Genomic DNA, 15,086 nt, shown 5'->3' on the forward strand with positions numbered 1-15,086 from the left:
GCCTTTGGGTAAATGTCCGACCCGGACAAGCGATACCTATTCCGAAGACGTCCACCGTTCGAAAAATTGGTGGACGTCAGTTTCAAGAATCTGGCCATTGCCATGGCCTCGGTGGTGGCGATTGTTCTTTTCTCCATCCTGATCGTCGTCTTCCAAGGAAGCTTGGAATCCATGGCCCGCTACGGCTGGCAATTTCTGATCACCTCAGATTGGAACCCTGTGGATGACCAGTACGGCGCCGCTGCAGCCATCTACGGCACCCTGATTACATCACTGCTGGCCTTGATGGTCGCTGTGCCCTTGGGGGTTGGAACAGCCATCTTCATCACCGAAAACATCATCCCCAGCCGGATTCGCAGTGTGATCGGCCTGATGGTGGAACTTCTCGCCGCAATCCCATCCGTGGTACTCGGCCTGTGGGCCATCTTTGTGTTGGAACCATTCATCCGTCCGGGGCTTGAGCTTCTCTATGAGCTCTTCAATTGGTTCCCCCTCTTCAGCACACCGCCGATGGGTCCAGGCACCATCCCAGCCGTGTTGATCCTGGTGGTGATGATCCTTCCGATCATCACGGCTATTTCCCGTGATTGTTTGAATCAGGTACCGACACAACTCCGACAAGCGGCCTATGGCGTGGGGACAACACGTTGGGGAGCGATCATCAATGTGATTCTTCCGGCAGCGATTTCTGGAATCATTGGTGGAGTGATGCTGGCACTGGGCCGAGCCATGGGCGAGACCATGGCCGTCACGATGATCATCGGCAATTCCAACAATTTCAGCCTTTCGCTATTGGCACCGGGCAACACCATCGCAGCGATGCTTGCTAACCAGTTTGGTGAAGCGGATGGTTCCCAAGTGTCATCGCTGATGTATGCAGCATTTGTGTTGATCATCCTGACGTTGTGCGTGAATATTTTTGCCCAGTGGATTGTGAAGCGCTTGAGCCTGAAGTACTGACATGACACAAACGCTCACCCACACCCGATCCGACTCAGCTCCTGATCTGAGCTACAAGCCGTTTCTGCGCAGAAATATCCGCAGCGGCCTTCTCTCCTTCTTGGCGGGATTATTTGCGGTTATCGCTGTTCTGCCCCTTGTCCTGGTTTTGGGCTACGTGCTTGTGCAAGGTGGCAGCAAGATCAGTCTGGCCCTGCTGACGGAACTTCCACCACCACCGGGACTGGAGGAAGGCGGTATCGCTAACGCGATTATTGGAACCCTCGTCGTAACAGGCATCGCTGGATTGATTGCCATTCCAGTGGGCGTCGGAGGTGGGATCTTCCTTGCCGAATACTCCCGTTCAGGCTGGTTCGCTCAGTTCATTCGATTCGGCACCAATGTATTGGCTGGTGTGCCATCGATCATTGCTGGCGTGTTCATCTACGGAACCATCGTCACCAGCCGAATTCTCTTCGGGAACGCCTACAGCGCCGTTGCGGGGGGCATGGCCCTGGCTGTGTTGATGCTCCCCACGGTTATTAAAACGACCGACGAAGGTCTGAAGCTGGTTCCTGATGACCTGCGTCGTGGTGCTTTGGGAGTGGGGGCATCGAGATTTGTCACTGTTGTGCGAATCACACTCCCTGCCGCCTTAACCCCGATCGCGACAGGGGTGGTTCTTGGAATCGCAAGAGCCGCAGGGGAAACGGCTCCTTTGATCTTCACGGCACTCTTCTCACCGTTCTGGTCAGATCTGCTCACACCCGATGGCATCTTCGCTCCCATCGCGACCCTCTCCGTGATGATCTACAACTTTGCGATCATGCCCTATGAGTTTCACAACGAATTGGCCTGGGCCGCATCGTTCGTACTGGTGATGATGATTTTGACGCTCAATCTTTTATCTCGATGGCTGGCGCGATTTGCAGCCAAATAAACCAATTTTCCACTTAAATCAATGACCAGTATCAGCCCACCCCAAGATCCCGATATCAAGAGTGCAGACTCAGCACTTTCGCTGCAGAACGTCACGATCAGCTACGGCAACTTTGAAGCCGTAAAAAATGTTTTTTGCGACATTCCTCGCGGCAAGGTCACGGCTTTCATCGGTCCATCCGGCTGCGGAAAATCAACGGTTCTTCGAGCCTTGAACCGCATGAATGACCTGATCGATTCATGCTCCCTCAAGGGAAGCATTTTGTTTGGTGGGGTCGACTTGTACGGTTCCAATGTTGATCCTGTAGAGGTGCGACGTCGTATCGGGATGGTGTTCCAGCAACCCAACCCATTCCCGAAAAGCATCTACGAAAACATTGCCTTTGGCGCGCGCATCAATGGATATACGGGAAATATGGATGAACTCGTTGAGCAATCTCTACGGCAGGCAGCAGTTTGGGATGAATGCAAAGACAAACTGAATGAGAGCGGCTATTCACTCTCTGGCGGACAGCAACAACGTCTTTGTATCGCCCGAACCATCGCCATCCAGCCAGAAGTCATCTTGATGGATGAGCCCTGTTCAGCCCTGGATCCAATCTCGACGTTGAAGATCGAAGAGACGATGCATGAGCTCAAGAAGAGCTTCACCATCGTGATCGTGACCCACAACATGCAGCAGGCCGTCCGTGTCAGCGACATGACGGCTTTCTTCAACGCCGAAGCCGTCGAGGGCGGAACCGGAAAAGTGGGCTACCTCGTGGAATTCAACGACACAGACAAGATCTTCAACGCGCCCCAACAGCAAGCCACCCAGGACTACGTCTCAGGTCGGTTCGGCTGATCCCGACCCCTCAGCAACGACGCAGCTGTCAGGAACACCAAAGCCCCAGCCTCGCCAAGGTTTGACGGCCGTGCGTGGGTCTGACGCGCCGCCTCAGATGGACAAAAAAAATCCGGACCTTGCGGACCGGAGAAGCGGAGAGCGAGGGATTCGAACCCTCGATAGAGTTGCCCCTATACAGCATTTCCAGTGCTGCGCCTTCGACCACTCGGCCAGCTCTCCACCGGCTAAATGGGGCAGGTGAGAATGTAGCAGGGCACTGCCAGCAGAGCTTTATGAGTCCCAGCCACAGGATCACCATTCACTGGCGCCAGGAGGGTCGCACCATCACCCACGACGTCCCAGAGGGTGAGTACATCCTGCAGAGCTTTGAAGAGCAAGGAGACCCACTTCCCTTCTCCTGCAGAAACGGATGCTGCACCAGCTGTGCCGTTCGGGTGCAAAGCGGAACCCTCGACCAGCGCGAAGCCATGGGTCTTTCTCAGGAGCTGAGGTCCCAGGGTTACGGCCTGCTCTGTGTGGCCCGGGCAGTTGCCCCTCTCGAAGCAGAAACCCAAGACGAAGACGAGGTATACGAGCTTCAATTCGGGCGCCACTTTGGGAAAGGACGCGTCACCACCCGGATCCCCATCGAAGAGGAGTGACCATGCAGGAGTCCATCTGCAGCCGTGCCGCCCGCGATGGCGGACTCAGCCCAAGCGATCTAGAGCGTTATCTGGCCGTGGCCCGCTCGGCGGCCGATGCCGGTGGCCAGGAGCTGATGCGCCATTACGGACGCTTGTCATCGATCGAAAGTAAAGGGCGCATCGGCGATCTGGTCACGAATGCCGACGTTGCAGCTGAACGCATCGTCTTGGAGATGCTGGCGGACCAGACCCCTGAGATCGCCGTGCTGGCCGAAGAAAGCGGGGCAACAGGACAGCAGGACGGTCTGAAGTGGTGTGTTGACCCCCTGGATGGGACCACCAACTTCGCCCACGGTTATCCCTTCTTTGCCACCTCGATCGGGCTCACCGTGGGGCAACAACCCATCCTTGGTGCCATCGCCGTGCCCTTCCTCAAGGAGATGTACTGGGGGGCGACGGGAATCGGGGCGTTCTGCAACGACACGGCACTTCAGGTGAGCAGCTGTGATCGGCTCGAGGATGCTCTACTCGTTACCGGGTTTGCCTATGACCGCCACAGCCGTCTCGACAACAACTACGCCGAGTTCTGCTGGTTCACCCACCGCACCCATGGGGTTCGTCGAGGCGGCGCTGCAGCGGTTGATCTGGCGTTCGTGGCCGCTGGCCGCCAGGACGGCTACTGGGAACGGGGCCTGTCTCCCTGGGACCTGGCTGCGGGCGTGGCCTTGGTGGATCTAGCGGGGGGAACCGTCACGGGATATGGGAATCAACCCTTCGATCTCACCAGCGGCCGAGTCGTAGCGGCTGGTCCTGGCTTGCATGACGCAATCAGGGATGGCTTGTCTCAGGTGAAACCGCTTCCTGGAGCCGCCTTCGGTGCCCCGGAGGTCACGGCCATGGGATCCTGAGTCGTGGCCGCGAGGACGTGAGATGGCGCTGCAACCTGCAGCTGGCGCAAAGGATCTGAATCCACGTCAGGTGGAGACCAATCGAAAGCTGACGGAACGTCTTGCATCGGTTTTCCGTCTGTGGGGCTATGAGGAGGTGTCGCCACCGCGGGTTGAGCGTCTGGCAACGTTGATGGCCGGGGGTGCCATCGACAGTTCAGACATCGTTCGTCTCGTTGCAGATGACCCTCTCGGGCTACGGCCAGAGATGACGGCATCCATCGCCAGAGCGGCTTGCACACGATTCGCCGATCGCCAACGGCCGTTGCGTCTCTGGGCCTCCGGAACGGTGTTCCGCACCCGTTCCGCCGATGAAGGAGGGCAATCGATCGAAGAGAACCTGCAGAGCGGCGTTGAACTGTTCGGAGTTAGCGGCAGCGAAGCGGAGATGGAACTGCTCAGCCTGTTGATGGCAGCAATTCAGACCCTGGAGCTGCAACCCAGCCAGAAACCAAGGCTGTTGCTCGGCCACACCGCTCTGATGGATCTGATTCTCAGCCCGTTCAACGGTGAGATGCGCGATCAGATCCGCACAGCCTTGATCGATTTCGACCGTCTGGCCATTGAGAATTTCGAGCTGACCAAGGACGCCAAGGCCAGGCTTCTTTTCCTCCTTGACTGCCGCGGAACCCCCGACCAGGTCCTGACCCAGCTCGCCAGCATGGGCGGGGATCAGCCGGTCTTCGACAAGCTTCGCCGTCTCTGCGACCATCTCTCAAAAGCAGCTCAGGATCAGTCGGTAACGATTCAGCTCGACCCGACATTCCAGCCCCATTTCGAGCTGTACAACGGCTTGGTGTTCCAGCTGGTCTGTGATGGCCGCAGCTCTCCTGTGGTGATTGCCCGTGGCGGCCGTTACGACGATCTGGTGCAGCGTTGCGGCGCGACCGATCACCAGGCCTATGGCGCTGGGTTCAGCCTGGCGATCGACCCGATCCGAGAACTGATCTCGGAATTCGATACAGCAGAGAAGCAACAGACCGATGTACTCGTGGCCTTTTCACCAGCCACAAGCCTGGAAGCGGCCATGGAACATCAGCGGGGCTGGCATCAGCAAGATCGCACCGCGGTGTTGGCCTTGGAACCGTTGGAGTCCAGGGAGAAGGCTGAACAGCTGGCGAAGGCACAGGGCGGTCTACAGCTCGATTGGGTCGATCCTTAGGATCCAGCAGATCAGCAGGTCGTCCATGGCTCATTCCATCGTCACCGACGTTTGCGAGGGCATCGCTGACTGCGTCGATGCATGCCCGGTGGCCTGCATTGACCAAGGCAATGGAAAAAACAAGAAAGGGACAGACTTTTACTGGATCAATTTCGACACCTGCATCGATTGCGGCATATGCCTGCAGGTCTGTCCGGTTGAGGGCGCCATCGTTGCGGAAGAGCGTCCTGACCTTCAGAAGACGCCCTGAGCTCCAACGAGGTACGGAGAACCCCCCGAACAGGCCGTTGAGCCGGAGTGAAACCGGTCTCTAGTGTCTATTTTTTCGGGACACAGGAATGGCGGTGATGGAGGAACAGGGTCAGATTCAGATCCACACCGAAAACATTTTCCCGATCATCAAGAAGGCCGTGTATTCCGGTCACGAGGTGTTTCTCCGGGAACTAGTCAGCAATGGCGTTGATGCCATCAGCAAGCGCCGCATGGCTGCCATGGCTGGCGATTGCAGCGAAGGGGATGACGGTGCCATTCGCATCACGGTGGATCGGGAGGCCAAGACCGTCACCATCAGTGACAACGGCATCGGAATGACAGCCGATGAGGTGAAGCGCTACATCAACCAGGTGGCCTTCTCCAGTGCCGAGGATTTCCTGGAGAAGTACAAGCAGGAAAACGACGCCATCATCGGCCACTTTGGCCTGGGCTTCTATTCCAGTTTCATGGTGGCCGAGCAGGTTGAATTGCTGACCCGTTCAGCTCGTCCCGACGCTGAAGCTGTGCGCTGGAGCTGTGATGGTTCACCGAACTTCAGCCTCAGCGCCGCCGAGAAAGAGCAGCCGGGCACAGACGTGATCCTTCATCTAATGGAGGACGAGCTCGAATATCTGGAACCGGCACGGATCCGAACTCTGATCAACACCTACTGCGACTTCATGGCAGTGCCGGTGCAGCTCGAGGGTGAAACCATCAACAAGATGGAAGCCCCCTGGCGCAAGAGCGCCAGAGATCTCAGTGATCAGGATTACATCGACCTTTACCACTATCTCTATCCCTTTCAAGGCGATCCCCTGCTCTGGGTTCACCTCAATACCGACTACCCCTACAACCTTCAGGGAATTCTCTTTTTCCCCAAGCAGACCGGTCGTGCCGACTGGGAGAAGGGCGAAATCAAGCTCTACTGCAACCAGGTGTTCGTCAGCGATTCGATCAAGGAAGTTGTGCCGCGCTACCTGCTGCCCTTGCGGGGAGTGATCGATTCACCCGACATTCCTCTCAATGTGAGCCGCAGTGCTCTGCAGACCGACCGACGCGTTCGCTCAATCGGAAATTTTGTCGCCAAGAAGGTGTCAGATCGGCTGCGGGGATTGAAAAAAGAGGATCCCAAGGCCTATGCCGAGGCGTGGGATGCCCTGGCACCCTTCGTGAAGATCGGCGCCATGGAAGACGAGAAGTTCGCCGAGCAGGTCTCCGAATTGATCCTGTTTGCCACCACAGCTGCCGCCGGGGAAGGCGACGACGCTGACCCGATCGGCTGCGATGGCCGTGCTTTCACCACTCTGGAGGGATACCTCAGCCGACTCGCCGCAGATCAGAACAAGCGCGTGCTCTACAGCACCGATGACGTTTCCCAGGCTGGTGCTCTCAATCTCTGGACATCCCAGGGCGCGGAAGTGCTGAAGCTGGAAACGGTGATCGACACTCAGTTCATCCACTGGCTCGAACATCGCCACGAGGAACTCACCTTCCAACGCGTCGACTCGGAACTGGACGAGAGCCTGAAAGACAACAATGCGGAACTCACCGATCAAGATGGAACAACGGAATCAGACCGACTGCGTGATCTGATCAAGGAATCCCTGGCCAATGAGAAGGTGACCATTCAGGTACAGGCCCTGAAAGCGGAAGGGGCACCTCCGGCGATGATTCTTCTGCCTGAACAGATGCGCAGGCTGAACGACATGGGCGCCTTAATGGAACAACGCCTGCCAGGCCTTCCCGAGCACCACGTACTTTTGGTGAACCGGCGCCATCCCCTGGTGGAAGGGATGCTCAAGCTGCGGGCCGGTGGCGTGCTGGTGGGAGCGTCAGAAGCCTCACCCAACGCAAGCCTCGCCCAGGATGTGGCCCGCCATCTCTACGACATGGCTCGGCTGGGCGTGGGCGGGCTGGAGCCCAATGAACTTGGCGGATTCCAGACCCGCAGTGCTGAATTGATGGGTGCTCTGATGCAGAGAGGCCTTTGAGGTGAAGACCTTTTGCTAACTTGGTCGTTTGGAACTGTTAATTCAGCTCCAAACAACCTCTCAGTAGAAGGAGATCGTCATGTCACGGGTGTGTCAGCTCACCGGTACTCGCGCCAACAACGGCATGGCCGTGAGCCATTCCCACATCCGCACCAAGAAGCTGCAGCAGGCCAACCTGCAGCAGCGTCGCCTCTGGTGGGCTGAAGGCAACCGCTGGGTGAAGCTGCGCGTGACCACCCGCGCCCTCAAAACCATCCAGAAGAAAGGCCTCGGCGCCTACGCCAAGTCTCTGGGCATTAACCTGGCCAAGATCTGAGATCTTGAACGGGTGAATCGGCGGGAATTACTAGTCAAGTCCGGCCTTTTCCTTGCAGCTCTGACGCTTTCACCCTCGCGGGCTTCGGCTCTCGGGGGTGTTGTTTTGGAAACGGGCAGCACAGTGCCCGACTTTGATCTGCCCGGATCCAGCCAATCCGAACCCGACCGTAACCGTTGGAGCACCGGAGATCTGCGCGGTCGTTGGTTGGCGGTTTATTTCTACCCAAGAGACTTCACCGGTGGCTGCACCATCGAAGCCAGGGGCTTCGAAAGCCTGCACGCGGAGTTTCTTCAGGCCGGTGCCGAGGTCATCGGCATCAGCGCCGACAGTGTCGACGAGCACGAATCCTTCTGTGAAAGCGAAGGGCTGAGTTTTCCCCTGCTCTCTGATCCTGACGGAACCGTGAGCAAGGCCTACGGTTCCTGGATGGCGCCCTATTCGTTGCGCCACTCCTTCCTGATCGATCCCGATGGCGTTCTACGTGAGCGCTGGGTGGCAGTTCGACCAAACGGTCACGCCAGGGAAGTGCTGGATTCCTTGACGACACTTCAGAACAAAACCACCATTTGACAAAAAACAGCTTTTGCTGAATGGTGGAACGAACGAAGTGTTGTTCGAATAGATGGGTGCGGGTCAAAGTTCGTTCATAATCCTCTACCACCGCACCCCTTTTGACGAATCAAAAGACAACAACGGATCAAGAATTTGGGTCGACCAGAAAAGCCCTAACGGAATAATTCCTACCCTTCGCAATCTCTTTCGGAGCTGCGAGAAAGGTACATGGATTGCCTGGAGACGCGTCGACAATCAGTCGAATGAGGGCACAGAACGGATTGAAATGGACAATCCATCTCCTTTCACGCTCTGCCGAATCCCTCTAGAAGACGAGCAGATCTCCAGTTTTTATCACATCACGTCAAAAGAATGTTTTTGGCCGATCCTGCACACATTTCCCACATACTTCAACGTTAATAATGCGAACTGGAAGATCTTTGAAGAGGTCAACAAACGATTCGCCTCTGCAGCATGTGCCGAGGCTGCCGAGGGCGCAACGGTATGGGTTCATGATTACAACCTCTGGTTGGTTCCCGGTTACATCCGAGCCGAACGTCCCGACCTAAAGATTGCCTTTTTCCATCACACCCCCTTCCCAGGGAATGATGTCTTCGCGATCCTGCCATGGCGTGAGCAAATTCTTGAAAGTTTGCTCTGTTGCGATGTCGTTGGTTTCCATATCCCGCGCTACACCGAAAACTTTGCCCGTGCCGCCAGCACCCTTGTAGGAGCCAAGCGCGGTCCAAAAGTTTCAGTGGATCGGAAATTCATTGGAGTAGGAACAGCCCTTTCCGAAGGCACGGTCACCAGTCATCTCGAGCACAAAGGCCGCACCATTCAGTTACTCAGCTCACCGGTGGGCACATCTCCTGATCTAATTCAGGAGTTGTGCTGGAGCCCATCCGTTGAAAGCCATGGTGAATTGATCGTTCAAGACACCAAAAAGGGACGAAAACTGATCCTCTCCGCGAGTCGTGTTGATTACACGAAGGGCAATGAGGAGTTGCTGCTGGCCTTCGAACGCCTGCTGGAACGACGCAAGGATTTGCATGGGCAAGTTGTACTGATGCTCGCCTGCGTCGCCGCTGCCAGTGGGATGAAAATCTACGAAGACACGCAACGCTCGATTGAAGAAATGGCGGGGCGGATCAACGGACGCTTCAGCCAAATTGATTGGGTCCCGATCCGGTTTTCAACCCGTCGGATCCCCTACGACGAAATGATTGCCTGGTTCTGCCAAGCAGATGTCTGCTGGATCACACCTCTGCGCGATGGACTGAATCTGGTAGCCAAGGAATATGCGGCTGCTCGGCGAAACCGCGGCGGTGTTCTTGTTCTTTCCGAATTCACCGGCGCTTCGGTTGTCCTTGATGGCGCCGTTCTGACCAACCCCTATTCGAATCGCCGCATGGACGATGCAATCGAATCGGCGCTGGAAATGGACGAAGACGAACAACGCGATCGAATGAGTCGCATGACCGATGCCGTGGAGAGCTATACCGTTCGTGACTGGGCCGATGAACAGATGTCAGGTCTGACGCCCTCAAAAGCCCAGTGAAGCTGCGCCGCTGGCTGACGAGCGGGGCCTTGGCGCTGGTCATGGCCCTCGGCTGCCTGGTGGGGTCAGCGTCCTTCCGGGCGGAAGAGGTGAGCATCCTCATGCCCTCCTCCTTCACCGACGCCAGCGCTGAGCTGGTGAAAACCTTCAACCGCGAGCATCGGGGCCGGATTCATCTGAATTTGATCCGAGGTCCGTTGAACACGGAATCGATTTCAGATCTTGCAATCAGCAGCCTTCTGCTCGGTGATGCCCCCTTCGACGCGCTGTTGATGGATGTCACCTGGCTGCCGAAATATGCCGCCGCGGGATGGCTGGAACCCCTGGACCACTGGTTTGATCAGGCCGACCAGGAACAGCTCGTGGAGGGCGCACGGCTGGGCAACGACTACGACGGCCATCTCTACCGCTGGCCCTTGGTGGCCGATGTGGGACTGCTCTATTGGCGGACGGATCTCATGAAAGAGCCACCGAAGACACCAGACGAGTTGGTATCCGTTGCAGGACAGCTGGTCCAGACCAACGCCGTTGCCAATGGTTTCGTCTGGCAGGGGCGTCAGTACGAAGGGCTGAGCTGCGACTTCCTAGAAGTGCTGCAGGGCTTCGGCGGCGAGTGGATGGACACCACCACCAACACCATGCAGCTGGATACGCCTGAGGCAACAAGGGCTGCAGCCTGGTTGAACGATCTGATCAACGAAGGGATCAGTCCCTATGCCGTTACCAATTACGCCGAATCGGAGTCGCTTCAAGCTTTCAAATCCGGCGATGCCGCACTGATGCGGAACTGGCCCTATGCCTGGGCTGAACTGCAGAAGGACGACAGCAATGTGAAAGGCAACGTGGGCATCAGCCTGATGGTGGCGCAACCGGGCGAACGACCCGGAGCGACCCTGGGCAGCTGGGGGTTGAGCTTGATGCGTCAGTCGCCCCATCAGGAGGCGGCGGTGGAAGCCATTCGATACCTCACCAATGAAGCCTCCCAGCGAGCTCGCTTTCTCAACAACGGCTACTCACCCACCCAAGCGAATTTGTTCAGCGATCCGGAGATGTTGAAGAGTTCCCCTGTGCTTCCGGAGCTGCAGTTAGCGCTAAACAACGCGGTTGTGCGTCCACCAACACCCCTCTACGCCCAACTCAGTGATGTGGTGCAGCGCGAACTCAACGGATTGTTCACCGAAACTGGATCCGCTGATGAAGCGATGGCGACCAGTCAGCAGCGAAGCCAGACCCTGCTTCGTGCAGCGGGAGCGACGCCATGACGGTTCTCCTGGCTGTTCCAGCCCTACTGCTGATCGCCGTCGTCTTCGGCTGGCCGATGCTTCGTTACGCCTGGCTGAGCTTCCACGCTGATTCCGTCCTCACCGGACTGGAACCGGTGGCCAACGGAGGAGCCAACTGGATACGCCTGGCAGTTGATCAGAGGTTCTGGCTGGATGCGGGGCAGACCGCGCGATTCGCCCTGATCTCCGTGGGAATGGAATTGCTATTGGCACTGGCCATCGCGCTCCTGCTTCATCAGAGCTGGCGTGGCAGAGGCGCCGTTCGAGCCCTGACCCTGCTCCCCTGGGCACTGCCAACAACAATGATGGCCCTTGGCTGGCGCTGGATCTTCAACACTCCTTACGGCCCAATCGAGGTGCTGGCCCGAACACTTGGCCTCAACTCCCTGGATCTGTTGTCCACCCCATCGATCACCTGGTTGGTGACGGTTTTCGCCGATGTCTGGAAGACAACACCCTTCATCACGCTGATCCTTTTGGCTGGGCTCCAAAGCATTCCCGACGACCTTTACAGCGCCTTCCGTCTGGAAGGCGGAACCCCTCTGCAGGCCCTGCGCCGCGTCACCTTGCCGCTGCTGCTGCCCTACATCCTGCTGAGCCTTCTGTTCCGCTTGGCCCAGGCCTTCGGGGTGTTTGATCTGGTGCAGGTGTTGACCGGTGGTGGTCCTGCCGGCAGCACAGAAAGCATCGCCCTTTATGCCTATCTCAACGGCATGCGCTTCCTTGATTTCGGCTACAGCGCAACGGTGATGCTCGCGGGATTCCTCTTGCTCACAGCCCTGATCCTGGCGGGAACGCTGGTGCTGAAAACCTTCGGTGTGTTGAGGCCCCTGGATCGATGACGCGACGTTCCATCTGGATTGCACTGCTGCTGGTCTGGTCCCTCGCCCCGATGCTGTGGCAATTGGTGAGTTCATTCACCACGGCCGATGCCCTGGTCAACGAACAACTGAGCTTCTGGAACCGCTGGACGCTGAACAACTACAGGGATCTGCTGAGCACCGATCCGCCGTTCTGGAGATACCTGTTCAACAGCAGCCTGGTGGCCTCCCTTACAACACTGCTCACCTTGGTGCTAGCGATCCCAGCCGCCTACGGACTGGCGAAACTCCCCATTCGATTGAGGGGAAGCCTCCGGGCAGCCGTGGTGGGAGCCGCCTTGTTTCCCTATGTGCTGCTGTTTCTGGCACTGCTCGAACTGGCCCGCACGTTTTCGCTGGGCAACAACCTCATCGCCATTTCCATTCCCTATAGCGCTCTGTCGATGCCCCTGGCCCTGCTTCTGCTCACCGCTGCCTTCGAAGCCCTACCCAATGATCTCGAGGACGCGGCGAAGCTTGAGGGTCTATCTCTCTGGCAACGGCTGCGCTGGGTGCTGCTTCCCTTGATTGCACCAGCCTCCGCCAGCACAGCGATCCTGGTGTTCCTGTTTGCCTGGAACGAGTATCCAGTGGCCCTCACCTGGCTAAGCCGCAGCGATCTGCTCACATTGCCGGTGGCGATGGCTCGGATTGCAGGATCATCCACCTATTCGGTCCCCTACGGCACCTACGCAGCCGCGACTGTGCTCGGTGCCATACCTCTGCTGGTGCTGGTGCTGGTGTTCCAGCGGCAGATCGTCAGTGGACTCACCAACGGAGCAATTAAGGGATGACACTGGAACTACGGGCCATCAGCAAGAGCTTCGGCGAACGCCAGGTTCTCAAGCAGCTCGACCTCAACGTGGCCGATGGGGAATGCGTCGCTCTGCTGGGTGCCAGTGGCTGTGGGAAAAGCACGGCTTTGCGTCTAATCGCGGGGCTCGATCAACCGGATCAAGGCTCCATTCGCATTAATGATGCCGAGATGGTTGACGTTCCCGCTGAACGGCGCCGGGTGGGGATGGTCTTTCAAAGCTATGCCCTGTTCCCGCATCTCAACGTGTGGGAGAACCTCGAACTGGGTTTGAGGATTCGAGGTGGCACCACCAGCACCCGCGATGCGCGGATCAGCAGCGTTCTGGAGGTGCTTCAACTCAGCGAATATGCCCAGCAACGGCCATCACAACTCTCCGGCGGACAGCGCCAACGGGTCGCCCTAGCCAGAGCGTTGCTGAGGGATCCACTGGTTTATCTGCTGGATGAGCCGATGAGCAATCTGGATGCGCAATTGCGTGAGGACCTGCGTCCCCAGTTGCGCCGTCTGATGATCGGTGGTGACCAACCCGTGGTCTACGTCACCCATGACCAGCAGGAGGCAATGGCGTTGGCGGATCGCATCGCCGTGATGCGCAATGGAAGCATCGAACAGATCGGAACACCTCGCGAGCTCTATCTGCAGCCGGCCAGCACGTACGTCGCCCAGTTCATCGGCCGCCCGCAGATGAATCTGTTGCCAGCTCAGAACGGCGTGACCATTGGCATCCGACCGGACGACCTGCGGCTCGATTCCGATGGCTGGCTGTGCACAATCCTCAGCCGTGAATGGTTCGGTGCCAATCAGATGCTTCTGGTCCGCTGCGATCGCGGCGACCTACGGATGGTCTGCTCCGGAGAAACGACGATCGCGGCTGAACCGCGGATCAGTTGGTCGAGCGATTGTGAGCATCGCTTCGATGCGATCTCCGGTCGTCGACTGCCATCCGCTTGAGCAGGTCGCTATGAGCCGATGCCTGGCATCGCAATTCTTCCGTTTGATTGGGATCCGCCGGGCGATCCACTTCAGCTCGCCACAGATTCAGCAATGCATCCACGGAAGGCAAGGAGGGCAATGGGGTGCAAGGCACGGACGCCATGGCAGCGGCGGCCTCAACCTTCGGGTCGTAGCTGATAGCAGCCATCGGACTGTTGGAAAGACGGGCCAAGATCAAGGCATGCAGGCGCATGGGCAGAACAAGTCGTGCCCGTTGGACTACATCAGAAACAACCTCCAGCGACTGGGGCACCAGGGTTGTGCTGCACCCCTTCAGACGCTTTGGCAGCAGCCCCGCATCGCTCAGTTGCTGCAGCAACGGTGCATCCTGATGCTCATGGAACGCCAACCAGATCACCGGGGCTGCCAACTCGGCACTGAGAGCATCCAAAGCATCCGTCAACCGACGCCAGCCCGAGTGATCCAGGAGTGGTGTTGGACGCCAGCTCAGAACGATGGCGTCGCCACCGATCCATGGACGCGCTGGCATCTGCCAGACCGGATCTGCGGCCAGCACCATCGGTAACGATCGCGCCCAGCGCCGAGCCAATTCAAAGGAGCGCTGATCGCGCCAACTCGCCGCCTTGCAGAACGGCAACACAGCGCGCACCAGCATCCGACTGATCCGACGCTGCAATGGCCCCAGACCCTGGCCCCAGAGAACCACCTCGGCACCACCGATACGGGCGACCGCCATCAGAAGCAGGTAGTAAACAAGGCTGCTGAAGCTGGTGCTGTCCTGAAGAAGGCTGCCGCCCCCAAGAACCAGCACATCCGCGCGCAGAGCGGCACGAAGGCAGCTCACCAATGAGCGGCGATTCACGGTGACGGACGACGGTGCCAGGGCAAGGACCGGAACTGGATCACGCACTGTGATCAACAACTGCTGCGACTCGGGAAGCGCTGACACCAGCACCTGAAGCAGTGCATCGTCCCCGAGATTGTGTTCTCCGTAGTAGCCACAAAGCAGAAGGACAGGTGCAGCGGGGCGGACCACGGGC

Annotated in this window: 16 protein-coding genes and 1 tRNA gene; 15 read left to right on the plus strand and 2 right to left on the minus strand. The window is 58.0% G+C overall.

The features are described from left to right. Positions 1-12 precede the first annotated feature (12 nt). The 3 genes from pstC to pstB are packed head-to-tail and all read left to right on the plus strand — an operon-like array spanning position 13 to position 2,722. The gene (gene pstC, locus FZZ88_RS08760; RefSeq protein ID WP_166016580.1) at positions 13-960 is read left to right on the plus strand and encodes a phosphate ABC transporter permease subunit PstC; all 948 of its coding nucleotides are present in this window, start codon (positions 13-15) and stop codon (positions 958-960) included. 1 nt (position 961) lies between these two features. Then, on the plus strand, positions 962-1,879 hold the full coding sequence (gene pstA / locus FZZ88_RS08765; protein WP_166016581.1) for a phosphate ABC transporter permease PstA: 918 nt from the start codon (positions 962-964) through the stop codon (positions 1,877-1,879). 21 nt (positions 1,880-1,900) lie between these two features. Next, entirely contained in the window at positions 1,901-2,722 is an 822-nt protein-coding gene (gene pstB, locus FZZ88_RS08770) for a phosphate ABC transporter ATP-binding protein PstB (RefSeq protein WP_166016582.1), read from the plus strand. A 135-nt stretch (positions 2,723-2,857) separates the two neighbouring features. Here the strand turns inward: pstB and FZZ88_RS08775 are convergent. Beyond that, positions 2,858-2,944 (minus strand) — tRNA-Ser (locus FZZ88_RS08775). A gap of 53 nt (positions 2,945-2,997) precedes the next feature. Here FZZ88_RS08775 and FZZ88_RS08780 point away from each other — a divergent pair. The 12 genes from FZZ88_RS08780 (at position 2,998) to FZZ88_RS08835 (ending at position 14,043) form a co-directional block, all read left to right on the plus strand. Then, positions 2,998-3,366, plus strand: coding sequence for a 2Fe-2S iron-sulfur cluster-binding protein (locus FZZ88_RS08780; RefSeq protein ID WP_166016583.1), 369 nt, complete (start codon positions 2,998-3,000; stop codon positions 3,364-3,366). A 2-nt stretch (positions 3,367-3,368) separates the two neighbouring features. Further along, positions 3,369-4,256 carry an inositol monophosphatase family protein gene (locus FZZ88_RS08785; protein ID WP_230332861.1) on the plus strand — a complete coding sequence of 296 codons (888 nt, stop codon included), beginning with the start codon at positions 3,369-3,371 and terminating at the stop codon, positions 4,254-4,256. A gap of 22 nt (positions 4,257-4,278) precedes the next feature. Continuing rightward, entirely contained in the window at positions 4,279-5,457 is a 1,179-nt protein-coding gene (locus tag FZZ88_RS08790; protein WP_166016585.1) for an ATP phosphoribosyltransferase regulatory subunit, read from the plus strand. A 25-nt stretch (positions 5,458-5,482) separates the two neighbouring features. Next, positions 5,483-5,707, plus strand: a complete 225-nt coding sequence (locus FZZ88_RS08795; RefSeq protein WP_115022046.1) for a ferredoxin family protein — start codon at positions 5,483-5,485, stop codon at positions 5,705-5,707. 88 nt (positions 5,708-5,795) lie between these two features. Beyond that, the gene (gene htpG / locus FZZ88_RS08800) at positions 5,796-7,700 is read left to right on the plus strand and encodes a molecular chaperone HtpG (protein ID WP_166016586.1); all 1,905 of its coding nucleotides are present in this window, start codon (positions 5,796-5,798) and stop codon (positions 7,698-7,700) included. 79 nt (positions 7,701-7,779) lie between these two features. Next, the gene (rpmB, locus tag FZZ88_RS08805; RefSeq protein ID WP_006850205.1) at positions 7,780-8,016 is read left to right on the plus strand and encodes a 50S ribosomal protein L28; all 237 of its coding nucleotides are present in this window, start codon (positions 7,780-7,782) and stop codon (positions 8,014-8,016) included. A 12-nt stretch (positions 8,017-8,028) separates the two neighbouring features. Continuing rightward, entirely contained in the window at positions 8,029-8,589 is a 561-nt protein-coding gene (locus FZZ88_RS08810; RefSeq protein WP_115022043.1) for a peroxiredoxin, read from the plus strand. Positions 8,590-8,641: 52 nt separating this feature from the next. Beyond that, positions 8,642-10,132 (plus strand): glucosylglycerol-phosphate synthase, encoded by a 1,491-nt coding sequence (gene ggpS, locus FZZ88_RS08815; protein ID WP_166016587.1) that lies wholly within the window; start codon positions 8,642-8,644, stop codon positions 10,130-10,132. Next, complete coding sequence (locus FZZ88_RS08820; RefSeq protein WP_166016588.1) at positions 10,129-11,394, plus strand: ABC transporter substrate-binding protein; 1,266 nt, start codon at positions 10,129-10,131, stop codon at positions 11,392-11,394. Before ggpS ends, FZZ88_RS08820 begins: the two co-directional genes overlap by 4 nt. Beyond that, entirely contained in the window at positions 11,391-12,257 is an 867-nt protein-coding gene (locus FZZ88_RS08825) for a carbohydrate ABC transporter permease (RefSeq protein WP_166016589.1), read from the plus strand. The genes FZZ88_RS08820 and FZZ88_RS08825 overlap by 4 nt, the downstream gene beginning before the upstream one ends. After that, on the plus strand, positions 12,254-13,069 hold the full coding sequence (locus tag FZZ88_RS08830; protein WP_166016590.1) for a carbohydrate ABC transporter permease: 816 nt from the start codon (positions 12,254-12,256) through the stop codon (positions 13,067-13,069). Before FZZ88_RS08825 ends, FZZ88_RS08830 begins: the two co-directional genes overlap by 4 nt. Continuing rightward, on the plus strand, positions 13,066-14,043 hold the full coding sequence (locus FZZ88_RS08835) for an ABC transporter ATP-binding protein (protein WP_166016591.1): 978 nt from the start codon (positions 13,066-13,068) through the stop codon (positions 14,041-14,043). Before FZZ88_RS08830 ends, FZZ88_RS08835 begins: the two co-directional genes overlap by 4 nt. On the opposite strand, the gene csaB is transcribed toward FZZ88_RS08835, so the two are convergent. Beyond that, positions 13,976-15,082, minus strand: a complete 1,107-nt coding sequence (gene csaB, locus FZZ88_RS08840) for a polysaccharide pyruvyl transferase CsaB (RefSeq protein ID WP_166016592.1) — start codon at positions 15,080-15,082, stop codon at positions 13,976-13,978. The genes FZZ88_RS08835 and csaB overlap by 68 nt on opposite strands. Positions 15,083-15,086: the final 4 nt, after the last annotated feature.

Origin of the sequence: Synechococcus sp. PH41509 (assembly GCF_020514285.1) — a bacterium.
Lineage (GTDB): Bacteria > Cyanobacteriota > Cyanobacteriia > PCC-6307 > Cyanobiaceae > Parasynechococcus.